We start from the raw sequence: 22,626 nt of genomic DNA, 5'->3' as shown, positions 1-22,626 counted from the left end.
CGCTCGGTTTTCCGCTGCCACAGGCAGGGTTTCCACCCTGGCATACCGACGGTCCGTGGCGGTCATTGTCGAAATCGGAAGCGCCAAGTCCTCACCAACTACGATTAATCAAGCCATGAACATTCTTCTGATCCTCCTCATTATTTTACTGCTCGGCGGAGGTGGCTACGGCTTCCGTTCCGGCAATCATTATGCCGGTGGCGGCGCAAGTCTCCTTGTCATCATCCTCATCGTACTACTCCTTACCGGGCGAATTTAAGTTCGCTCCAGTCCATCTGCGGCCGATCGTCCGCTCCACCCAACCCGTCCGTTACCCAAACCTCATGAAATTCAGCCCTTTTCTCCTCCTCATCCCGGCCATGGCCGCCTTGAACCTCTCTTCCTGCGTGGACCCGATGATGCCCGGCGGCATTTATTCCAACGGCGGCTATGGCGGCGGCTTTCGCACCTACTCGACCCTTCCACGGAATTACTCCGGCAGCGCCTACTACCACCAGGGACGCTACTATTCAGGCGGCCAGTATCAAACCGGCAGCTACTACTATCAGGGCAGGCCGTACTCGAACCGCTACTACCACAACGGACAGTATTATTACGGTGGCCAGCATCAGAACCACTCGCAGCCCTCCATGCCACCATCTGGCTACCGTCCTTCGAACAGCTACCCTTCCAGCTTTCGCCCGTCTAACAGCCACCCCTCGATCAATCCCCCTTCGGGCTACCGCCCGTCGAGCGGTTATCCGTCGAGCAGCTTCCCCTCGAACAACCACCCTTCGGGCGGCCACTCCTCGGGAAGTCATTCATCAGGGGGCCATTCGTCCGGGGGGCGCTCGGAACATCATGAAGGCTGGAACAGGTCTTCAGGCCGCCGCTAACAGCGGGTTGGTTTGATCAAGCTCCGGGTGGAGAAGCGTCACAGCTTCTTCACCCTTTACACAAAGCCCGGCTCCAGCCCACGCTTCATTCCTTCGTCACCGCCTCATCCAGATTCAGCAGCATGAGGCACAGGCTCGTCCACGCGGCGTGCTCGGCGGCATCGATGGATTCATCCCGCTTGGATTCCCCCACCGCCAGCAGCTTCAGCGCCGCAGCACGATCCGATTGCTGCGCCTTCAACTTGCCCAGCTGCACTTTCAGCAGCGCCGCTTCCGCTTTGGCGGGCTCACGGCAGGTGACGAGTCGAAACGCCTGTGCGAGCGCCGCGTCTTCATTGCCACGATTTGCCAGCAGCACGCGCTGCGCCAGTACGCGGGCCGCTTCCACGTAGGTCACGTCGTTCAGCGTCACGAGAGCCTGCAGCGGTGTGTTGGTGCGGGTGGCTTTGATCACGCAGGTCTGCCGCGCAGAATTGTCGAACAGCATGCAGGTCTGCCGCGCAGAATTGTCGAACAGCATCGTGGGGCCCACGATGCGCCGCCAGAAAACATACAGCGTGCGGCGGTAGAGCGCATCGCCGTGATCCTGCACGTAGCTCTTTTTGCCAAAGGTCGCCTCCTCCCAGATGCCCTCGGGCTGGTAGGGCTTTACCGATGGGCCACCCAGCTTGTCCTGCAGCAGGCCGGAGACAAACAAGGCCTGGTCCCGCAGCATCCACGAAGGCATGCGAAAGCGCGGACCACGCGCGAGGTAGCGGTTCTCAGGGTCAACCTGCGGGTCTTTGATTTTCGATGACTGCTGGTACGTCTCGCTCGTCACGATCAGTCTCATCAGCGCCTTCACATCCCAGCCGCTGTCGATGAACTCGGAGGCCAGCCAGTCGAGCAGCTCGCGCTGTGGTGGCTCCTCGCCCTGCAAGCCGAAATCCTCCGCCGTCTTCACGAGGCCCACGCCAAAGAAGGCCTGCCAGAAACGGTTCACCGTCACGCGCGCCGTGAGCGGGTTGTCACGGCTCACGATCCATTCGGCGAGGCCGAGGCGGTTGCGCGGTGCGTCCGGCTTCATTGCGGGCAGACTCGCCGGCACGTTGAAGCTCACCTTCGTGGCGCTGGGCTTGTCATACGCGCCTTTCTCCAGCACAAAGGTCTCACGCACCTTGGGCGTGGTGTCCATGACCATCACCTTGGTCACGGCGCTGGTGGCTGCCACGCGGGCACGCACGGCGGCGAGGAGCTTTTGCAGCCGCTTGGTGTATTCGGCGTCCTTGTCTTTGAAGTAATTCACCGCCTCCAGCAGCGGGTCCACGCCGCGGTTCTTCGGCTCCGTCTTGGCGATGTAGCTTGGCAGGTTTCCCGGCAGCTTGATGGCATCGGATTCCGTCAGCGGTTTCCCTGCGGGGCGCGGCCATTTGGTCAGCTCAAACGCCTCCACCTCCGCTGCGACTTGCTTCACTTTTTCCGTGGTCGTCTTCACCCGTTCGAGTTCGGCAGGTGTGGACAGGTCCATCGCCGGAGCCGCCTGCCCGCTGCGGCCAAGGCCGTCTTCGCTCGTCTGGTTGAAGACATCGTAGAGCCCGTAGTAATCACGCATCGTCAGCGGATCGAATTTGTGATCGTGACACTTCGAGCAGCCCATCGTCAGCCCCAGCCACACGGTGCTGGTGGTCTCCACACGGTCCATCACATTCTCCACCCGCGTCTCTTCCGCGATGCGTCCGCCCTCGCCGTTGATCATGTGATTGCGGTTGAACCCTGTGGCCAGCTTTTGCTCCTGCGTCGCATTGGGCAGCAAGTCACCGCCAAGCTGCCAGATCGTGAAGCGGTCATAAGGCATGTTTTCGTTGATCGCTTTCACCACCCAGTCACGCCACGGCCACATGGTGCGCTCAGGATCGCCCTGGTAGCCGTTGGTGTCCGCGTAGCGCGCCGCATCCAGCCAGTCCCAGGCCCAGCGCTCGCCAAAGCGCGGCGAATTCAGCAGGCGCGCCACGGCTTTGTCATACGGCTCTTTCAGTTCGTCCGCTGTCGGCGGCAGCCCGGTGAGATCCAGCGACACACGACGCAGCAAGGCCACCGCATCGGCCCGTGGCGCAGGCTTCATCCCCTTCTCTGCCAGTTTCGCGTGCACGAAGGCATCGATGGGATGCTTCGCGCCCACGTCCGGCAGCTTGGGTCGTTCAATGCGTTTGAAGGCCCAGTGCGTGCCCCACTTCGCCCCTTCATCGATCCACTGTTTGAGCAGTTGTTTCTGTGCATCCGTCAGCGTGCGGTTGCTCTTCGGCGTGGGCATCACTTCATCCGGGTCGGTGCTGAAGATGCGCTCGATCAGGGAGCTCTCATGGCTCTTGCCCGGAAGAATGGCCGCCACACCGTCCTTCACCGCCTTGGCCTCCTTCTCCACGTCCAGCCGCAGGTCGCCTTTGCGCTCCTTCGCATCCGGCCCGTGGCAGAAGTAGCATTTGTCCGAAAGGATCGGCTGGATGTCGCGCGAGAAATCAATCGCCGCCGCACACAGAGCGGAGCTGGAAAGGAGGAGAACGCAAATGACACGCATGGTTGGACGGAATGAGCATACGATGTCCGCAGGTTCAGTATTGCCAAACACGCATGGCAGATCCTAGCATGCTGCCAATGCACATCCCAACCCTCATCGAGCACAAGCGCGACGGCGGCACCCTCACCGCCGAGGAGATCCACTTTGTCATCAGCGCCTTCACTCGCGGAGACATGCCGGAATACCAGATGAGCGCGCTGGCCATGGCCATCTTCTTCCGCGACATGACGACGGAGGAAACCGCCGCCCTCACCGACGCCATGCTGCACAGCGGCAGCATGCTGCTGTGGAACGACCACGACCCCATGCGTGTGGACAAGCACAGCACCGGCGGCATTGGCGACAAAACCTCCCTCATCCTCGCGCCCCTGCTCGCCTGCGACAACGTATGGGTGCCCATGATCTCCGGGCGCGGCCTCGGCATCACGGGCGGCACCTTGGACAAGCTGGAAAGCATTCCCGGCTTCCGCACTCAGCTCAATGAGGTGGAGATTCACAACGTCATCGACCGCATCGGCTGCGCGATGGTCGGCCAGACCGCCGGCATCTGCCCGGCGGACAAAAAGCTCTACGCCCTGCGGGATGTGACCGGCACGGTGCCGAGCATCCCGCTCATCACCGCGAGCATCATGAGCAAGAAACTCGCCGAAGGCCTCAACCGTCTGGTGCTGGATGTGAAGTGGGGCAGCGGTGCTTTCATGAAAACGCAGGAGGAGGCGCATCGCCTCGCCCAAAGCCTCGTCACCGTCGGCGAGGCCATGGGCGTGCGCTCCAGCGTGCGCCTCAGCGAGATGAACGAACCCACGGGCGAATCCGCCGGCAATGCGCTGGAAGTCGCCGAATGCGTGCGCTGCCTCAAAGGCGAAGGCCCGCAGGATCTGGAGGACATCGTGCTCGATCTCGCCTCCGCCGTTTCCATTTCATCACGCTCAGATCTCGCCGCCCTGCTGCACAGCGGCGATGCCTGGCGGAAGTTTCAGAAGATGGTGCAGGCCCAGGGTGGCAACGTGGACGCCCTGGAGCGGATGACCACCGTGCATCGCGCCCCCTTCATTGGCGAACTCAAGGCCAAAGCCAGCGGAACTCTCACGCGCATGGACGCCGGAGGCATCGGCCAGGCCGTCCTCGAACTCGGCGCCGGACGCTCCAAAGCCACCGATCCCATCGACTACGCCATGGGCTGCGATCAAATCGCCAAGACCGGCACGCAGGTGCAAACCGGCGATGTGCTGCTGCGCGTGCATGCGCGCACCAAGGGCGCGCTGTTTCGCACGCTGGATATTTTGCAGGAGTACATCGACATCGTCTGACGTTTGTCTCTCATGAACCGCCGCCGCTTTCTCCAGACCACCGCCGCCGCCACTTCCGCATTGCTGCATGAATCCGTGCAGGCAGCACCGCCTGCGACGCGCATCATCGACACGCACACGCATTTCTACGACCCCGCACGCCCCGGCGGTGTGCCGTGGCCGGGCAAGGGCTCCCCGCTCTACCGCACCGTGCTGCCTGCTGACTGGCTCGCTGTGGCAGCGCCACATGGCGTCAAAGAAACCGTCGTTGTCGAAGCCAGCCCGCTGGTGGAGGACAACCAGTGGATTCTCGATCTCGCGGCCAAGGAGAAGAGCATCGTGGGATTCGTGGGTCATCTCGATCCTGGCGCGGAGTTTGCAGGCCATCTGGAGCGCTTCGCAGCGAATCCCATTTTTCGCGGGCTGCGCTGGAGCAGCGCGTTTCTGCAGGATGCTGCGAAACAGGACGCCGTGCTCGCCGGTGCCAAGCTGCTGGCCAAGCATGGCCTGGAGCTCGATTTGAACGGCGCGCCCGCCTATCTGCCCCACGCTGCCAAACTCGCCGCTGATGTGCCTGATCTGCGCGTCCTTATCAACCACCTGGGCGCCTCCGGCGATCCCCAGTCCCTGCGCCCCGAGTGGAAGGAAAACATCCGCGTCGTGGCGAAGCAGCCGAATGTCTTCATGAAAGTCTCCGCCCTCGTGGAGCAGGTGAAGTGCGACTACGGCAAGGCTCCGAGCGACACCGCCTATTACCTCCCCATCCTCGACCACCTCTGGGAAACCTTCGGCCCCGACCGCCTCATCTACGGCAGCGACTGGCCCGTCTCCGACAAAGGCGCGCCGTATGCCGTCGTCTTCAAAATCGTGGATGAATTCTTCCGCAGCAAAGGGAGCGAGGCCTGCGAGAAGTACTTCTGGAAGAATTCGCTGGCGGCGTATCGCTGGGTGGAGAGGAAGTAGGTCATGCGCCTCGTCCTCCAACGCGTCTCCTCCGCCTCCGTCACCGTCGATGACACGATCACCGGCCAGATCGGCATGGGCTTGATGATCCTGGCCGGCATCGAACACGAAGACACGCTGGAAGATGCAACATGGCTGGTGCAAAAGCTCACGCAGATGCGCATCTTTGGCGATGCAGAGGGCAAGATGAACCTCAGCGTAAAGGACATCGGCGGCGAGCTGCTGGTGGTCAGCCAGTTCACGCTGCACGCCAGCACCAAAAAGGGCAACCGTCCCAGCTTCATCCGCGCCGCACGTCCCGAGACTGCCATTCCGCTCTACGAGCAGTTCCTCTCCCTGCTGGAAGCCGAGATGAGCAAGCCCGTGGCACGTGGCATCTTCGGTGCCGACATGAAGGTGGCGCTGGTCAACGACGGGCCGGTGACCATCTGCATCGACTCGCGGGCGCGGGAATAATCGCTTGTCGTTTGTCCCAAGTCTTAGACAGCCCAACAAAAAGAGAGGCGGACCGAAGTCCGCCCCTCTCCTTGGGTTTTCCAGGTTTTGGGGGTTGGAAAGTTAGGCGAGACGGGGCTTCACCAGCGTCTCGAGGCGGTTCACGCCGCGACGAATGCGAGCTTTAATCGTGCCAAGTGGCTCGTGCAGGCGCTCGGCCACTTCAGCCTGGGTGAGGCCGGTGAAGTAGGTCAGCTCGATGGCTTCGCGCTGATCCTGCGTGAGGCGGGACACGGCGCTGTGGAGGATGGTGTCGCGTTCCTTGAACTCGAGGTTTTCGTGACCGGAAGGCTCAAACTCGTACTGGTCCTTCTTGTTTTCGGATTCGAAATCATCGTTCAGGCGTGAGCGGCGCTGCTTGGAGCGGATGCGGTCGATGGCGCGATTGCGAGCCAAAGTCGTCAGCCAGGTGAGCGGCTTGCCTTTGCGGGGTTCGTAGAGGTGAGCCTTGTTCCAGACCTGCACGAGGACTTCCTGCATGACGTCCTCGGTGTCGTGGTGGTCGTTCAAGACATTGGAGATCGAGGCAAAGATGAGGCCGCTGTACTTCTTGTAGAAGGTCTGGAAGCTGGCGGAATCGCGTTCCGAGATGCGCTTCAGCAGGCGGATGTCTTCGACGACATTGGGATCAACCTCAGGGGAAATTTCAGTCATGTTCATGGTGGTTGGGGTTACCTGACAGGTTGGTATAATTGCGACAAACGCACTTTCGTCAAAGATTTGTTTCTATTTTGTCTAATATTGTATCGAATTTTGTCTAACTTTCTGACACTGAGATACATCAGCCTGCTTACTGTGTGACGGATCGAGCCTGCTTTTATTCCCACCGAATTTGAGCCCCCAAAGGTGGCGACTCCAAGGAGCACATCAGAGCAGCGCCCCCATGGATCGGCGCCCGCCGAGCCTTTGGATGGCAAAATCTATCCGCGATCTGTATTCGCCCCTATTTGGCCTTTTTAGCCGCCGCTTTCCGGCCGCCATTACCCTGCACCCCGCGTCCGTTAGGCTTGGCGGGGTCGTACCCGGCATTTTTCGTGGGCATGAGGGTGCCCACATCTTTCTGCCAGGCCTGCAGTTCGGCGAGCATGGCCTTCACCCGCTCGGGCTCTTGAGCAGCCAGATTCTTGGTCTCGCTGAGGTCATCCTTCAGATTGAAAAGCTCCGGCGGGTCCTGCTCGAACCACTGAATGAGCTTCCAGTCGCCCTGGCGCATGGCGGCTCCGGGGGCACCGCCTTGATTGCCGTAGTGGGGGTAGTGCCAGAAGAGCGCGCGGTCAGGCAGGCTCCCCTTCCCCTCCAGCAGGGGGCGCAGGCTCACGCCGTCGATCTTGGCGGCAGGCTTGCTGCCGGTCACGTCCGCCAGCGTGGCGAAGTAGTCGGGGCTGCTCACCGGAGTGCCCACCTCCGCGCCCGGCTTCACCACTGCCGGCCAGCGAACGATGAGGGGTTCGCGAATGCCGCCCTCATAGAGCCAGCCTTTGCCTCCGCGCAGGGGGAGATTGGACGTAGGGGAGCCCTCGCTGGTGCTCAGGCCGCCGTTGTCCGAGGTGAAAATAACGATCGTATTCTTTGCCAGCCCCAGCTCGTCCAGCTTGGCCAGCACCTTGCCCACGGCGGCGTCCATGGCCTCCACCATGCCAGCATACACCGCATGCTCCTGCACCAGCCGCACATCCCGCGGCTCCTCGCGGCCAAACTTCGGCTGCAGCCCGAGCTTCTGGCGCTTGGCCTCATACTTCGCCTGCAAATCCGGGCGCGACTGCAAAGGCGTATGCACGGAGTAGAAGGAGAAAAAGGTGAAAAAGGGCTCCGCTTTGTGCGCTTCGATGAACTTGCAGGCCTCCGTGGCGAGGCGATCCGGCAGATGCTCGCCGGGCGGGCCGTCGGGCAGGCGCGGATTGTCATAGGGAACGAAGTACTTGCCGCGTCCATAAGGGCCGCCGCGATCAACGCCGCCCATGTTCACATCGTAGCCCTGGCTCTCCGGCCAGAAGCCTTCGGGGCCGAGGTGCCACTTGCCCGCGAAAAAGGTGGCGTAGCCGGCGCTTTTCATGAGCTCTCCCAGCGTCACCTCCTCATGGGCCAGACGGTCCGAATACGGAGCTGGCAGCAGCTGGGTGTTGCGCTTCCACCCTTCCGGCTTCAGCGGCGCGCCGATGTAGTCGGTGATGCCCGTGCGCTGGGGCCAGCGCCCCGTCTGCACGGCGGCACGTGAGGGCGAGCAGACCGGGCAGGCGGCGTAGGCGTCCGTGAAACGCGCGCCGTCTTTGGCGAGGCCGTCGATGTGGGGTGTCTCGTAAAAGGTGCTGCCGTAGCAGCCCAGATCACGCTGGCCGAGATCATCCACAAGGAAGAACACGACATTGGGCCGGTCAGCGGCGTGCAGCGCAGCGGTGAAAACGCCCAGAAGAAGCAGTGATTTCCAAAACATAGGCCGAAGGGAACGCACCGCCCAGCTCCGACCTTGCCCCAAAACCCCCGTTTTGGCCCTGCCTTACCCCTTGCACGCAGGCCGAATCCGCCGACTCTACGCGCCCTTTTTTCAGCCATGATCCCCAACGCCTACCGTACCTTTCACTGCAACGCCGTCCGCTCAGAGCACATCGGCCAGACCGTCACACTCTGTGGCTGGGTGAATTCGGCCCGCGACCATGGCGGTGTGATCTTCATCGACCTGCGTGACCGCGAGGGCCTGACCCAGGTGGTCTTCCGCCCGGAAGAGAACGCTGAGCTCGCCGCCCAGAGCCATCACCTGCGTGACGAAGACGTGCTGCAGATCACCGGCAAGGTGGCTGCTCGTCTTGCCGGCACGGAAAACTCCAAGCTCGGCACCGGCGAAATCGAAATCGTGGCCACCGAGTGCAAAGTACTCAACAAGGCCGACGTGCTGCCCTTCCAGCTGGACCGTGAGCTTTCCAACGAAGACATGCGGATGAAGTACCGCTACCTGGACCTGCGCCGCGAGCGCATGAGCAAGAACATCCGCACGCGCCACAAGATCACCAACGCCGCACGCAACTGCCTCGACGCCGCCGGCTTCATCGAAGTCGAAACGCCGATTCTCAGCAACCCGACACCGGAAGGTGCGCGTGACTTCCTGGTGCCTGCCCGCCTGAACCCCGGCCGCTTCTACGCGCTGCCGCAGGCTCCGCAGCAGTACAAGCAGCTCATGATGGTGGCCGGCCTGGAGCGCTACTTCCAGATCGCCCGCTGCTTCCGCGATGAAGACCTGCGCGCCGACCGCCAGCCGGAGTTCACCCAGATCGACATCGAGGCCAGCTTCATCGAGCGCGACGACATCCTGAACCTCGTCGAAGACCTGCTGGTCAAGATGTTCAAGGCCGGCACCGACCGCGACATCCCCACGCCCTTCCCACGGATGACGTATCAGGAAGCCATGGACCGCTACGGCTCCGACAAGCCGGACACGCGCTACGGCAACGAGATCGTGGACATGGCCGATGTGTTTGCGAACAGCGGCTTCAAAATCTTCCGCAGCACCATTGAAAATGGCGGCGTCGTGCGTGCCATCAACGCCAAGGGCTTCGCCGGCATCACCACCGGGCAGATGATCCGCCTCAACGAGATCGCCACCCAGGCCGGCATGAAAGTGAAACAGCTCGCCTTCATCAAGGTGGAGCGTGACGCGAACGGCGTGCTCGAATACAAGAGCCCGCTGTGGAAGTTCTTCAGCGAAGACGAGCAGAAGGCCCTCATCGCCAAGCTCGGTGTCGTGGAAAACGACATCGTCTTCTTCTACGCCGGCACCTGGCAGGAAGCCTGCGACATCCTCGGCCGCGTGCGCGTGGAGATCGCCAACATGACGCAGCTCACCAAGGACAGCACCGCGCTGAACTTCCTCTGGGTTGTCGATTTCCCGCTGCTGGCCCAGGACGCGGAAACGCAGAGCTGGGTGGCCGTGCATCACCCCTTCACCCGTCCGAAGACGGAAGACATCCCGCTCATGGACGCCGGTGAATACGGCAAGGTGCGCGCCGAAGCCTACGACGTGGTCCTCAACGGCTACGAACTCGGCGGCGGCTCCATCCGAATTCACGAGAAGGATCTGCAGGCCAAGATGTTCAGCGTCCTCGGCGTGAACGAAGAAGAACAGGCGCATAAGTTTGGCCACCTCCTCGACGCCTTCCGTTTCGGTGCTCCTCCTCACGGCGGCCTCGCCCTGGGTCTGGACCGCATCGCCATGCTGGTGAGCGGAGAAGAAAGCATCCGCGAAGTCATCGCCTTCCCGAAGAACAACAGGGGCAGCGATTTGATGACCGACAGCCCGACGAACATCGACTTCAAGACCCTGCGCGAAATCTACATCCAGAGCACCTGGAAGGAGAAGAAGCCGGAGGCGGCTGCGGAGACGCCAGCGGCGTAAGGCAATCCTATCTTCGAGTCACAAAAGATCCTCTGCCCCGCAAGGGCGGAGGATTTTTTATTTCCTCAGCGCCCGCATCAGCGCGTCCATCTCCTCGTTCACATCCCCCGCGTGGCCGAGTGTCTGCGCGATCTCTGCCTTCACGGCTTCGCGAAAACGCTTCCGCAGGCGGTGCACGGCCACTTTCACGGCTTCGATGCTCATGCCGAGTTTCGCAGCCACTTCGCTTTGCGGTGTCGCATCAGCTTCCGCAGTCAGCCACGGTTTCAGCCCATCGAAGTGCTCTGACTTGCCTTCGTCCCTCATCTCGGACTCCAACCGTGCCAGCGCACGCGCGAGCAAGGTCAGGGCCCACTGGCGGTCAAAGGCCGCATCCGGCGCTTCGATGCTGGTGTCGGCGATTTGCAGGCCCGCACCGGTCATGTCAGAGTCACCGTCGATCACCGCATGGATCTGGCCACCGCCGCGCTTGGCTGCACGATCATGCTCGCGTTGATTGGCAGCAAAGCGTTTCAAGACCGTGAGCAGGTAACTGCGAAATTTCCCGCGCAGAGGATCGGCCCCGTCGATGGTGCCGCCCGTGAGCAGCTTGGCAAAGAAGTCATGCGCCAGATCCCGCGCCACATCCTCCGCACGCCCGTCGCGCCGCAGAAAGGCCACCACGGGGGCGTAGTAGGCCGCGCACAGCTCGCTCATCGCGGCACGCGCCTGCGTATCCTCTCCGCGTGAGCGGGAGACGAGCGTCCAGCGTGTGTCGTGGAAGGAGGAGGTCATGGGAGGGGCGGGATCACCACCGAGTCGAATGTGACCATTTGAACTTTCCGGCTGCGAATTCGAAAGCACTCCACCTCACGCAGAGGTGTCGGGAAATAGATTCTTTCAGTCACGCTATTGCGGGTTCCGCTGCTGGACTTGCCGACAGAGCCCAAGGAGGTTCTGTTCTTCAGCAAAGCCACCCCATCATAGCTGGTCTCATCTTCAAATTTGGACCACGCGAGAAATGCACGCTGATCATGGTCTTCACCCAATGCAGCCAGCAAACAGCCATCTCCAAGAGACATGGAGCCGTTGAAGTCGGTAGGAACCTTGGAGACGTATTTCCACGGCCCCATGCTGTAATGCAGCACGATGCGCACCTTCTCGGGCAGCTTGCCGCGACGGCCCGGGCTGATGACCAAGCTTTTTAAAACGGGCGTCGGCTTGTCGGACGACCAGAAAGGTCCGGCAATATCTGCATCCCGATCTGGCAAGGGCTGGCCATTCACGTCTGTGATGTCCACCTTCAGCACACTGTAATGATCAAAGTCTGGATGCCCAAACCAAAGCTGCAGCCAGCAAGTCTCATCGTTTTGGTTTTCTGCACCTCCGTCTGTCGATCTGGCGATCAGCGGTTCGGACTCTTCTGCGGGCGCAGGATTGCCCTGCGGGGTATAGACTGGCCATTGCCACTCCTTGCGGTTTTGTTTGAGACGCGTGAACATCAGCACGGGTTTGTGCTGCAGCGCAGAAGCAGTTCCTTCAATGACCGGACTCGCCCGCGGAGCGGCTGGAGTAAGACCGGCCCCTTTAAGCTTACCCGGCGAATAATAGGGAAACAGCATCTTCCCGATGATCTTGTCCCAGGCCATGAAGAACTCCTCCGCGCTGCTGCCGCGTTTGAGGCGCAGGCCTTTGAGGTCGACAGCGACGACGCGTGCCAGCCAGGTCTGGCCGCTTTCGTGTGCATAGGCGACGAGGTCTCCGGGGGCAAAGCCGGTGTTGAGGCGGGAGGCCATCCAGTGGCTGCCTTTGGCCACGCCGGGCTCATGTCCATGGGGGATGGAATAGGAGGCGCAGATGAAGGCCTTGATGAAGAACGCCAGCACCAGCGCTGGAAACACGAGCTCAAGATTCCTCACCAGCCGGTGCGGCCTAATCTCCGGTCCGCCTACCGGGTGGCGGCGGATCCACACCAGCGTGGACACCACCGAGGCCGCAATGCCGACGAGCGTGAGCGTGAGGGTGGCCCACGCATACGCATCCTGATGGCGCGGGAGCTGGTAAAAGCCCGCGATGCCGGCACCGAAGACGACGAACGACCACCAGAACGCCTGCTTGCCGAAAAAGGCGTTCACTTCATACCAGCGCTTCGGGCTGGAGAGAGTGGCGGGCGATTGCACACCGTAGATGCGGTTGACCGGCACGAGCCGCAGCCAGAGGAGCAGGTTCAGGATCAGCGAAAGACCTCCGGCATTCAGCAGTACCCAAGGTAGAACCGTGCGCGGCCAGTCAGGCTGCGGTGCCTGAAAAAAATGGCGCAGGAAGATGACGTTGGCACCCACGAAAACGGAGCCGGCCACAGCGCCTCCCAGCTTCAATGCACGCATCTGAGTCTCTGAAGACTGCCTCCCGGGATGACTGGCTGGGGCCATTGTGGCGCTCTCCACCTGCGTTTTAAACTCTCCTGCGCTCTGCTGGCGGCGCTCGCGCTCCTTGGCCAGCGCGCGGAAGACGACCTCGTCCATGCTGCCATTCACGGCGGATTTTTCGGAAGGTGCAGCAAAGCGGCCCAGCGGCAGCTCTCCGGTGAGCATCTCATAAAACACCACGCCGAGGCTGTAGATGTCCGCACGGTGGTCCACACTGCCGGGTTTCTCGATCTGCTCCGGCGCCATGTAGGGCGCGGTGCCGAGCCTGGCCCCGCTTTGCGTGAGCATCATTCCACCATCGCCGTCCTCGTTGAGGATTTTGGCGATGCCGAAGTCGGCGATCTTCACCCGGCCCTTCGCATCCAGCAGGATGTTCTCCGGCTTGATGTCGCGGTGCAGCACGCCCTGGCTGTGGGCATACTGCAGGGCCTCGCACATCACGGGAATGATGCCCAGCGCCTGCTCCGGTGTGAAGCGTCCGGCACGCATGGCCTGGCGCAGGTTCACGCCATCCACGTATTCCATGATGAGGAAGCAGAAGCCGCCGCTCTCGCCAAAGTCATGCACGGTGACGATGTTGGGATGGCTCAGCCGTGCGAGCACGCGCCCCTCACGCGTGAAGCGCTCCGCAAAGCCCGGCGTGGCCGCGAGGGATTTGGGCAGCACTTTGAGCGCCACCATGCGGTCGAGTCTCGGCTGGCGCGCACGGAAGACCGCGCTCATGCCGCCATGGCCGATGAGATCGAGGATTTCGAGATCGGGAAACGCGGCAGCGATTTCCGCCAGCGAGGGCAGATCACGCGGAGTGAGCGGCAGCGTGTCGGCACCGCCGTCCGTCGGCATGGCTGCAGCGGCCATGAGGTCGGCAGGGTTCAGCCCGTGGAAGGGATCGGGTGAGGGCGAAGAGGAATCCATGATACCGGCTGCATGGGGAATGTGGCGGCGGAGGTTACACACGATCATGCGGTGCAGGCCAGAAACTTCATCCCGGGTCGTGGAATCCCTTCTTGCGAAAATCGAGCAGTACCGTCACACTCGCGATCCAACTTCCCCAACCCGCCGCCATGCGCCTCCTCGCGCTGCCAACCCTCCTCCTGCTTTTCATGTCGATCTCCGGTTCGTCACCTGCTGCCAGTGTTGAATCCTCCATCTGGGGAAAAACCCCGGCGGGTGAGGAAGTGAAACTTTTCACGCTGCGGAATGCGAAGGGCATGGAGGTCAGTCTCACCAACTGGGGCGCCTACATCGTCGCGGTGAAAGTGGCGGACAAAAACGGCAGGTTTGCCGATGTCGTGCTCGGCTTTGACACGCTGGACGGCTATCTGGGCAAAAACCCCTTCTTTGGCTGCATCGCGGGCCGCTACGCGAACCGCATTGGACATGCGAAGTTCAAGCTGGATGGCGTGGAGTACCCGGTGACCGCCAACTCAGGCAAGCACCAGCTTCATGGCGGCAAGGAGGGCTTCGACAAAAAGCTCTGGTCCGCGAAACCGACCCCCAGCGGCGTGGCGCTCAGCTACACCAGCCCGGATGGCGAGGAAGGCTACCCCGGCACGCTGCAATGCACCGTGACCTACACGCTGACCGAGGACAACAGCCTGAAGATCGACTACCACGCCACCACGGACAAGCCCACCGTGCTGAACCTGACGAACCACGCCTACTTCAACCTCGCCGGTGAAGGCAGCGGCGACATCCTCAGCCACGAGCTGACGATTCCCACAGCGCAAATCACCGCCACGGATGACGATCTCATCCCCACGGGAGAGATCGCCAGCATCAAGGGCACGCCGCTGGACTTCACCTCCCCGCATGAGATCGGCGAACGCATCGGCGCGGACTTCAAACCGCTCGTGCAGGGCATCGGCTATGATCACAACTACGTCCTGTCTGGCAGCGGCCTGAAGCTGGCCGCCACGGTGAAGGATCCCGCCAGCGGCCGGGTGATGACCGTGCGCACCACGGAGCCCGGCGTGCAGCTTTACACCGGCAATCACCTCAATGGCGTGCCGGGCAAGGGGGGGCATATTTATGCAAAGCGTCATGGCTTCTGCCTGGAAACGCAGCATTATCCCGACAGCCCAAACCATCCTTCCTTCCCCAGCGCAACCCTGCGCCCGGGTGAAAACTTCAGCAGCACCACGATTTACCAGTTTTCCGCCGAGTGAGCGCCACCACCACCGTCCTGACCGATCGAGTCCCCTTGTTTGAATCTCGGCCACCTGCCTTCATCCAGGAGCAGGATTTTGCCGCGAGGCAGTACCGGGGCCGTCGTGACAACCAGGAAGACTACTATGCCTTTGCCGACGCCGCCGAACCCGAGGAGCCCAGCCTGGAGCGCCTGCTTCTCGTCATTGGCGATGGACTCGGCGCGCATGCCGGTGGCAGCGTGGCCAGCTACATCGGGGTGAACGCCTTTGTGCGTGCCTACCATGAGCAGGACGGACCGCCCTCATGGAAGCTCAAGCATGCCGTGGAGACCGCGAATGAAACCCTCGGCATCATCACCAGCCGCATGCCGAGCGTGGCACCGCCCATGGGCACCACGATGGTGGGCGTGCTCATCACGCCGAAGACGCTGGAGTGGATCAGCGTGGGCGACTCGCCGCTCTTCCTCTTCCGCGATGGCGTGCTGCACCGGCTCAATGCCGACCACAGCCTTTCCCCGCTCATTGACGCCCGTGCGGACCGTGGCGAGATCACCCGCGAGGAAGCTGAGAATCACCCCGACCGCCACACGCTGCAGGCCGCACTGCTCGGCATGCCGCTGGCGATGATCGACACACCTGCCGAGCCCTGGGCCTTGAACAAAGGTGACATCATCATCGCTGCCAGCGACGGCATCTTCACGCTCACCCACAAGGCGCTGGAAGAACTGCTCAGCTTTGGCAAGCATACCACGGCGGACAAGATTGCTGATGCGATCATCTTTGCCATTCGCCGCATCAACAATGACCGTCAGGACAACACGACGGTGGGTGTGGTGAAGATCGGGTAAAGTACTCCCGAACTTTAGTTCGTTCTGGACGGGTGATGAATCGCCCCATGCGACCGAACCACGAGCTAAAGCTCATGACTACTTTGGCTCAGAGCCCCAGCTCCCGTTTCACCATCCCCACGCCCGCCACCATGCTGGCCAGCTTCTTCTTGGCGGCCCAGCGGGCCGTCTGAGACAGGCCACAGTCCGGCGCAAAAACCAGCTTGTCTGCTGGCGCATGCTTCAGGCAGGCGCGCACGGCATCGGCGATCTGCTCCGGCGTTTCGATGTGGTAGCTCTTCACATCGATGATGCCCACGGCCACGTCGTAGCGCTCGGCCATCGGCTTGATGACTTCCAGCTCGGCGTATTCGCGGTTCGCCATCTCCACGTGAACCTCGTCGCAGTGCAGATCGAGGAAGGCAGGAAACAGCGGTGCGTATTTGCGCCAGCCTACGGGATGGCCTTTGAAATTGCCAAAGCAGAGGTGCGTGCAGATGCGCGCCTTGCCGTAGCCGCTGCTCACGGTGCGGTTGAAGATGTCCACGAAGCGCTTCGTGTCCTCGCGATAGCCGTAGCAGCTCATGCTGGGCTCATCGACGCAGATTTCCTCCGCGCCGGCGGCCACCAGATCGGCGATCTCCTTGTTGACGATGGGAAGGAGAGCTTCGGTGATGGCGTAGCGATCCTGATAGCGTGCGTTCGGCAGCAGACGCCCGCTGAGCGTGTAGGGGCCGGGGACAGAGACCTTGAGACGCTTGCCCGTATGCGCGGCCAGCCGCTGCAGTCGCTGAAACTCCTCCACCGCACCCAGCCCACGTGGCGCACGCAGTTCGCCCACGATCTCATGCTTGCCACGCTGATCATGCGCCGGCGGCCCGAAGCGACGCGGGCTGGCGGGCTCCAGCGCAATGCCCTCGATGAAACCGTAGAAGGAGAGATTGAAGTCAAAGCGCGTCTGCTCGCCGTCCGTGATGACATCCAGCCCGGCGGCGATCTGGTCCTGGATAGCCACCTGCGCGGCGTCATCCTGCATTTCTGCGATATCCGCACTGCCGAATTCGTCGAGGTGCCGCGCGGAAAACTCGAGCCACCCGGGGAACGGATAGCTGCCGATGACGGAGGTGCGGAGAGGTTGGGACTGCATGATGGGACGAGCTTATTCCCTGCCGCAGATCAGCGCCAAGTCCAAGCCGCAAAGCACAACCGATGCGGCGGGAAGGTGCAATGATTCGACATTTTTAGAAGAGGCTTATATCATGTGAGACTACGCCGTAGAAATGCCCCCCAAGAACTCCCATCTTCAACAAAGCGTGTTTCCCGAATTAACCTGGCAGGACGATGAATGGTTGGGCAAGATGACGTTGGGTCCATGGCATACGATTGAGCTCAGCATTAATCCAAAGGAACATGGGCAGCCAGTGGCACCGACGGAAGAGCAGGAAGCAGCCTACCAGCACCTGCTGGAATGCACACCAGACGTCGTGGCCGCACTGATCTTTAGTTTAGAGAAGTATTACAAGCGCATGAGGCCCCGCTATCTAGACTTTCTTGGAACCGAGGCCGCCCAGCTCATGCCCGAGCTCAGCCAAGCCACAGATCTCGTGCGGCTCATTGATCTCATTCACGTTTACATTCATGCAGAAGCCAAAAATGGTTCCGCATATGTGGGCTTCCATTTTGACTGTACTTGGGAAAAAGAGCACGGCCTTGGATGCATCATGCACCTTAACAAGGTGCTCGAAGTCGATTCCGCTGACATCTCATTTTCCTGGTCTCCGGAATAGATGCGAGCACTGCAGACTCACGCCCCCAGCCCTGCGTAATATTTCGCGATGCGCCGTGCGTGCTCGTCATACGCGGCTTCAAAAAGCTCGGTGGCTTTGGCTGCGCCGACGACGGCGCCAGCGGTGAGCACTTTGGGAGGCTGACCGGCTTTGGTGAGGCGGTCGGCGACTTCGGCTTTGATGGCGTTGACCAAAAGGCAGCCTCCCACGGTGCTGCCAGGGGCGACGGGGGTGTCGAGATTTTCGATCTTGATCATGGCATCGCCAACCGGCGCGCCGGTGTCGAGGACGATGTCGGAGAAGTCCTGGAGCTTCTTGCCGTCGCGATGGCGGCTGGTGCTGGCCTGGCTGTGCACGGTGCTGATGATGCCGACGACTTTGACGCCGCGCCGTTGAAACTCCTCGGCCATTTCCACCGGCACCACGTTGCAGCCGCTGCTGGAGATGACGAGCGCGCTGTCGCCGGGCTTGAGATCAAAATTCCGCAGGATGCGATTGGCAAAACCACTGACGTTTTCCAGGAACATGGCCTGACGCTGGCCATTGGCCCCCACGACGAGATTGTGAAAGGTCAGCGAGAGCTCGACGATGGGATTGAAGCCGGGGAAGGAGCCGTAGCGCGGCCACATCTCCTCCACCAAAATGCGGCTGTGGCCGGAGCCGAAGACGTGCACCATCTGCCCGGCGAGAATGGTCTGCGCGAACATGTCTGCCGCCTGCTGAATGAGCGGGAGCTGATCGCGGACACGATTGAGAAGGCCTTGGCTGGCGTCGAGGTATTGGAGGGCGGGAGTCATGAGTTTTGAAGAAGATTGAAAACAGAGCCGAGGCACCCGGCGCTGTCGCCGAGGGTGGCGGGGACGATGCGGGCCGCATTTCCGCCGGGACGCCATTCGAAGCCGTCCAGCGCCTGCTGCAGCGGGCCAAACAAACGCTCCCCTGCCCCAGTGGCGATGCCGCCGCCGACGATGACGACCTCGGGGTCGAGCACGTTGATGAGCGAGGCGATGGCGGCGGCGAGGTGCCTGACCGATTTGAGCCACACGCCTGCGGCATGCGCATCGCCCGCGCCGTAGGCATCGAGCAATGCGTGCGTGGTGGCGTAGCGGCTCTCGCCGCGCTGGGCGATGGTTTGATTGCCGATGGCGTCCTCGAGGCTGCCGGGAGTGTTGAAATCATCGCAGGCGGCATTGGCATCGACGGTGATGTGACCAAGGTGCCCGGCGCGGCTGATCTTGCCTTTCAGGAGGCGACCGCCACTCCAAATCGCGCCACCTACTCCTGTACCCAGCGTGAACATGAAGGCGTCCTGCGTGTCCTTCGCGGCTCCGGCCCAGACCTCGCCGAGCAGGGCGGCATGGGCGTCATTGAGCACACGACAGTCGCGCTCAAGAAAGGCGGACCAGGGGAATTTTTCGAGGCCGTGCATTCGTCCGGGCATCCAGTCGATGCAGTGGCCATCGGGATTCGCCAAACCGGGCGCGGAAAGGCCCACACGGAGTCTTTCGCCGGCCTGTGCCTCAAACTCCTGCACGATCTCGCGAACGGTCAGGGCAAAGCGCGGCGTGTCACCGTCGAACTCGCCATCACGGGTGGGTTTCGAAAGCGTGGCGAGGGTGCGGGCGCTGGCCGTTTCCACAAGGGCGGCCTTGATGTTCGTGCCGCCGAGATCGATGCCGATGGAGAAACTCATGGGTGGGGATTAGCCGAAAGAGGGGAAAGAAGGAGAAAAATATGAAAACTTAATGATCTGATTGGGGCTTGGTTTTTTCGAACTCTTTCCCCTTTTTCGGCTATCCAAGCTGTCCCTCACTTACCGTCCACCCGCCGTCCACGGCGAGGACCTGACCGGTGATGAATTTCGAGTCGGGCGAGAGGAGCATCAACGCTGCGGCATCGCAGTCTTCGGGGTGGCCGATGCGGCCGCCGTCGAGGGGTTGCTTGGTTTTGACGAAGTTCATGATGTTCTCATTGCTCACGGCGCGCTGGGACATGGGCGTCTCCACCAGCGCGGGGGCGATGACGTTGATGCGGATGTTTTGGGGCGCGTAGTAGGCGGCGATGGATTTGCTGATGCCGATGATGCCCGCTTTCGCCGCTGCGTAGGCATGGGAGGCAAAGAACTGCGCGGAGGGCGAGTAACCGAGCACACTGGCCATGTTGAGGATGACCCCGCCGCCGCCCTGCTTGAGGAACTGCTTCACGGCAGCGCGGTTCGAGTAGATGACGGAGTTCAGGTTGAGGGCGAGCGTGTAGTCCAGGCCTTCATCGGTCAGTTCATGCAGCGGGCCGTCTCCCCGGCTGCGGCCGCTGCCGCCGGCCACGTGGTAGAGGGCATCCACCCGGCCAAATTCGCCCACGGCCAGCTCCACCGCGCGCTCCGCTGCCTCCGGTGTGGCGGCGTCTGCGGCGAAGCCACGCGCGTTTGACCCGAGAGCCTCCACGGCGGCGTCCACATTGACCTGGGAGCGGCTGGTGACGACGACGCGCGCTCCGGCAGCCACGAGCTTTTTTGCCGCAGACAGCCCCAGTCCGGTGGTGCCGCCCATGAGGATGATGTTGTGGCCGGAAAGGGAATGCATGTTGAGTGAAGGAGTCGGACGTGCGATGTCGTTGTTCAAGCTCACTCATGAACACACGCCGTACTTTCCTGCGCAACCTCTCTGCTTTGGCTTTTACAACTCCGTTGATGGCGGAAACGCCGAAAACGAAGAACACCGTGTGCTTCTTCACCAAGCACCTGCAGGGGCTCAGCTTTGACGACATCGCCAGCCTGGGCGCAGAGGCGGGCTACAATGGCGTGGAATCCCCCATCCGGCCCAAGGGGCACATCGAGCCGGAGAAGGTGGTGGATGAGCTGCCGAAGTACATTGAGGCACTGAAAAAGCAGGGCCTGGAAATGACCATCATGACCTCCGGCATCAACGAGGTGAGCAAGGAGCAGCGCACGGAAGAAGTGCTGCGCACCGCGGCGAAGCTGGGCGTGAAGCGCTTCCGCATGAACTACTACAAGTACGACCTCAAGCAGCCCATCTGGGACCAGCTGCAGGCTGTGCGCCCGAAGATCAAGGACCTCGTGGCGCTGTGCAAAGAGATCGGCATCCAGCCCATGTTCCAGAACCACAGCGGGCAGGACTACTTTGGCGCTCCCGTCTGGGACATTTTCTCGATCATGCGCGAATACCCCGCGCAGGACTTCAGCTTCGCCTTCGACATCCTGCACGCCACCTGCGAGGGCGGCAAATCCTGGCCGCTGGAGTTCAACCTGGTCAGAGACCACATCGGCGCCGCCTACTTCAAGGACTTCAAATGGGACGGACGCAAGCTCGTCACCTGCCCCCTCGGTGAAGGCCAGGTGGACCCCAAATACGGCCAGATGCTCATGAAAACCGGCTACTCCGGCCCCATCTCACTGCACCTGGAATATCTGGAGGGGAACCCCAAGGATGCTGCCGTACTGAAGAGCTTCCGCGAGGCGCATGTGCGTGACTTCGCGACGCTCAAGGGGTGGCTGGGGTGGGCGTGACAGTTAGGTGGCCCGTTTCTAAGGAAGGAAAGAGATGTGGCGACGGTCGTCTTCGACATGAAAACATGACGCTCATGGGCGTGATATTTGACGAGCCAGCTACCGATTCTTTGGAAGGAGCATCAAAAACCACAACCATGAAACCGAATCGCCGTTGATAACCGACAAATCTGCAGCCCATAATGCTGTTGAAATACTGGACAGACTTGTATCTCATCAAATAATTCGGCCAAGACCCGAGTCCGCCGCCATGTCAGACTTTCAAGCTGTGCCTGTTTTAATCTGGTCTGTCCCCGAACGACCCGGCCCTAGCAGTCTCACATCCACACAGGTGGCCGAGATGCTGATCTCGAAGCCACGACGTGGGAGGGTTACAATGTGGGTCGTCGCCGTGGCAGGAGGATTAGCATGTGCATACTTTGCCGCTGTGCACCAATCGATACCTTGGGCTGTCGTCTATGGCATAGTCGCCAGTTTTGGCCTATATTGTTGCATTATGCTTGGCAAAAAGGTGTCTTTGGGCACTCGTTTAGCGACAGAACCAAGACTGGTCTATTGGATACACCCGACATTGCTCAGGCAGCAGCTGAGCGGAAAGACCTTTGAGATTCCGTTCATCACCTTGCACTCCAAGGATGCAGGAACTTTCGAAGTCGCCATGCCAGTTGCGAAGTTGGTAGCCATCACTCATTGGTATCAGGAGCAGAGTCCTAGTGTCCGAGTGGGCGCATACGATAAGCCTGAAGCATGAACACAATCACGGACCCAAAGGGGACGAACAAGGCGCTAGCGCCGATGGCTCGCATCTGTCTAAAGTGTAACGTAGTCATACACTCACCGTCTCCACAGCTTAGACATTTTGCTCAACAACTGGAGCCACAATGATATTTCTTGAATCACCTCGATACAGATTCCGCGTTCTCGGATTCATGACCACTGAAGAGGCTGGAAAGCGCATCACTTTTGTCGCTGGAGCAATGAGCGGTTTGGTGGTCGCCATCGCAGGACTTCGGTTCCTGCTTTCTAGCCTGCCTCTCGATCGTTTCGGGCAGACAGTGTTTCTTGTGGCTTCTGCTTGGGTGCTCGTGGCAGGCCTTATGCGTCTGCTCACCAGCGGCATGCTGCTCTTGTCATCGATAGTTTTTGACGCATTTGAAGGTGCCATGCCGTCTGCAGCGGGTTTCTTTGATTTTCTTCGGCGTGCCTATGGAGTCTTCTTTGAGTTGTTCTTGGTCGCCGGCATGTTTTATCTCATCCTCACTGGGCTGGCAGTGGCTTTGGGATGGGCGTCTCTCTCCCGATAGCTAAACAGCAGGTATTCGGATTCACCTACCATGATCACGGCAAAGCAGGTGATCGGCGGAACGA

At 61.1% G+C, this 22,626-nt stretch carries 20 protein-coding genes; 11 read left to right on the top strand and 9 right to left on the bottom strand.

Translation table 11 applies throughout. The features are described 5' to 3' along the window. Positions 1 to 115 precede the first annotated feature (115 nt). Complete coding sequence (locus ACILSL_RS17000) at positions 116 to 259, top strand: DUF3309 family protein (RefSeq protein WP_395733250.1); 144 nt, start codon at positions 116 to 118, stop codon at positions 257 to 259. A gap of 64 nt (positions 260 to 323) precedes the next feature. Then, entirely contained in the window at positions 324 to 875 is a 552-nt protein-coding gene (locus ACILSL_RS16995; protein WP_395733249.1) for a hypothetical protein, read from the top strand. 85 nt (positions 876 to 960) lie between these two features. Here ACILSL_RS16995 and ACILSL_RS16990 read toward each other — a convergent pair whose 3' ends face one another. After that, positions 961 to 3,429, bottom strand: a complete 2,469-nt coding sequence (locus tag ACILSL_RS16990) for a PSD1 and planctomycete cytochrome C domain-containing protein (RefSeq protein WP_395733248.1) — start codon at positions 3,427 to 3,429, stop codon at positions 961 to 963. A gap of 77 nt (positions 3,430 to 3,506) precedes the next feature. Here ACILSL_RS16990 and ACILSL_RS16985 point away from each other — a divergent pair, with 77 nt between their 5' ends. Genes ACILSL_RS16985 through dtd form a run of 3 tightly spaced genes read left to right on the top strand, consistent with a single transcriptional unit; the run spans position 3,507 to position 6,137 of the window. Continuing rightward, positions 3,507 to 4,739, top strand: a complete 1,233-nt coding sequence (locus ACILSL_RS16985) for a thymidine phosphorylase (protein WP_395733247.1) — start codon at positions 3,507 to 3,509, stop codon at positions 4,737 to 4,739. Positions 4,740 to 4,751: 12 nt separating this feature from the next. Beyond that, positions 4,752 to 5,681, top strand: coding sequence for an amidohydrolase family protein (locus tag ACILSL_RS16980; RefSeq protein ID WP_395733246.1), 930 nt, complete (start codon positions 4,752 to 4,754; stop codon positions 5,679 to 5,681). Positions 5,682 to 5,684: 3 nt separating this feature from the next. Then, positions 5,685 to 6,137, top strand: a complete 453-nt coding sequence (dtd, locus tag ACILSL_RS16975; RefSeq protein ID WP_395733245.1) for a D-aminoacyl-tRNA deacylase — start codon at positions 5,685 to 5,687, stop codon at positions 6,135 to 6,137. A gap of 102 nt (positions 6,138 to 6,239) precedes the next feature. On the opposite strand, the gene ACILSL_RS16970 is transcribed toward dtd, so the two are convergent. Both ACILSL_RS16970 and ACILSL_RS16965 read right to left on the bottom strand, forming a co-directional pair. After that, positions 6,240 to 6,830, bottom strand: a complete 591-nt coding sequence (locus ACILSL_RS16970) for a sigma-70 family RNA polymerase sigma factor (protein WP_395733244.1) — start codon at positions 6,828 to 6,830, stop codon at positions 6,240 to 6,242. Positions 6,831 to 7,119: 289 nt separating this feature from the next. Beyond that, entirely contained in the window at positions 7,120 to 8,607 is a 1,488-nt protein-coding gene (locus ACILSL_RS16965; protein WP_395733243.1) for a sulfatase, read from the bottom strand. Between the two features lie 117 nt (positions 8,608 to 8,724). Between ACILSL_RS16965 and aspS the strand changes: the two genes are divergently transcribed. Further along, positions 8,725 to 10,560 carry an aspartate--tRNA ligase gene (gene aspS, locus ACILSL_RS16960; protein ID WP_395733242.1) on the top strand — a complete coding sequence of 612 codons (1,836 nt, stop codon included), beginning with the start codon at positions 8,725 to 8,727 and terminating at the stop codon, positions 10,558 to 10,560. Positions 10,561 to 10,617: 57 nt separating this feature from the next. Here aspS and ACILSL_RS16955 read toward each other — a convergent pair whose 3' ends face one another. Both ACILSL_RS16955 and ACILSL_RS16950 read right to left on the bottom strand, forming a co-directional pair. Further along, a complete protein-coding gene (locus ACILSL_RS16955; protein WP_395733241.1) occupies positions 10,618 to 11,334 on the bottom strand; it encodes an RNA polymerase sigma factor in 717 nt (238 codons plus the stop codon). Then, positions 11,331 to 13,883 (bottom strand): protein kinase domain-containing protein, encoded by a 2,553-nt coding sequence (locus ACILSL_RS16950; RefSeq protein WP_395733240.1) that lies wholly within the window; start codon positions 13,881 to 13,883, stop codon positions 11,331 to 11,333. The genes ACILSL_RS16955 and ACILSL_RS16950 overlap by 4 nt, the downstream gene beginning before the upstream one ends. 149 nt (positions 13,884 to 14,032) lie before the next feature. Here ACILSL_RS16950 and ACILSL_RS16945 point away from each other — a divergent pair, with 149 nt between their 5' ends. Together ACILSL_RS16945 and ACILSL_RS16940 are read left to right on the top strand one after the other, a co-directional pair. After that, positions 14,033 to 15,136, top strand: coding sequence for an aldose epimerase family protein (locus tag ACILSL_RS16945; protein ID WP_395733239.1), 1,104 nt, complete (start codon positions 14,033 to 14,035; stop codon positions 15,134 to 15,136). Then, a complete protein-coding gene (locus ACILSL_RS16940; RefSeq protein WP_395733238.1) occupies positions 15,133 to 15,966 on the top strand; it encodes a PP2C family protein-serine/threonine phosphatase in 834 nt (277 codons plus the stop codon). The genes ACILSL_RS16945 and ACILSL_RS16940 overlap by 4 nt, the downstream gene beginning before the upstream one ends. Positions 15,967 to 16,054: 88 nt before the next feature. On the opposite strand, the gene ACILSL_RS16935 is transcribed toward ACILSL_RS16940, so the two are convergent. Next, positions 16,055 to 17,092 (bottom strand): methionine synthase, encoded by a 1,038-nt coding sequence (locus ACILSL_RS16935; RefSeq protein WP_395733237.1) that lies wholly within the window; start codon positions 17,090 to 17,092, stop codon positions 16,055 to 16,057. 133 nt (positions 17,093 to 17,225) lie between these two features. On the opposite strand from ACILSL_RS16935, the gene ACILSL_RS16930 reads away from it, so the two are divergent. Next, positions 17,226 to 17,732 (top strand): DUF6985 domain-containing protein, encoded by a 507-nt coding sequence (locus tag ACILSL_RS16930; RefSeq protein WP_395733236.1) that lies wholly within the window; start codon positions 17,226 to 17,228, stop codon positions 17,730 to 17,732. A 17-nt stretch (positions 17,733 to 17,749) separates the two neighbouring features. On the opposite strand, the gene ACILSL_RS16925 is transcribed toward ACILSL_RS16930, so the two are convergent. The 3 genes from ACILSL_RS16925 to ACILSL_RS16915 all read right to left on the bottom strand — a co-directional run bounded on the left by ACILSL_RS16925 (position 17,750) and on the right by ACILSL_RS16915 (position 20,314). Further along, positions 17,750 to 18,529, bottom strand: a complete 780-nt coding sequence (locus tag ACILSL_RS16925) for a sugar isomerase domain-containing protein (RefSeq protein ID WP_395733235.1) — start codon at positions 18,527 to 18,529, stop codon at positions 17,750 to 17,752. Then, complete coding sequence (locus tag ACILSL_RS16920) at positions 18,526 to 19,425, bottom strand: ROK family protein (protein ID WP_395733234.1); 900 nt, start codon at positions 19,423 to 19,425, stop codon at positions 18,526 to 18,528. The genes ACILSL_RS16925 and ACILSL_RS16920 overlap by 4 nt, the downstream gene beginning before the upstream one ends. A gap of 100 nt (positions 19,426 to 19,525) precedes the next feature. Then, positions 19,526 to 20,314, bottom strand: coding sequence for an SDR family NAD(P)-dependent oxidoreductase (locus ACILSL_RS16915; protein ID WP_395733274.1), 789 nt, complete (start codon positions 20,312 to 20,314; stop codon positions 19,526 to 19,528). 47 nt (positions 20,315 to 20,361) lie between these two features. On the opposite strand from ACILSL_RS16915, the gene ACILSL_RS16910 reads away from it, so the two are divergent. Beyond that, positions 20,362 to 21,258, top strand: coding sequence for a sugar phosphate isomerase/epimerase family protein (locus tag ACILSL_RS16910; protein WP_395733233.1), 897 nt, complete (start codon positions 20,362 to 20,364; stop codon positions 21,256 to 21,258). Between the two features lie 929 nt (positions 21,259 to 22,187). Then, a complete protein-coding gene (locus tag ACILSL_RS16905; RefSeq protein WP_395733232.1) occupies positions 22,188 to 22,562 on the top strand; it encodes a hypothetical protein in 375 nt (124 codons plus the stop codon). Positions 22,563 to 22,626: the final 64 nt, after the last annotated feature.

The sequence above is a fragment of the Prosthecobacter sp. genome (assembly GCF_044222345.1).
Taxonomy (GTDB): Bacteria; Verrucomicrobiota; Verrucomicrobiia; order Verrucomicrobiales; family Verrucomicrobiaceae; genus Prosthecobacter.
The sequence above is the reverse complement of the archived record's forward strand: the minus strand, read 5'-3'. Positions and strand labels throughout refer to the sequence as shown.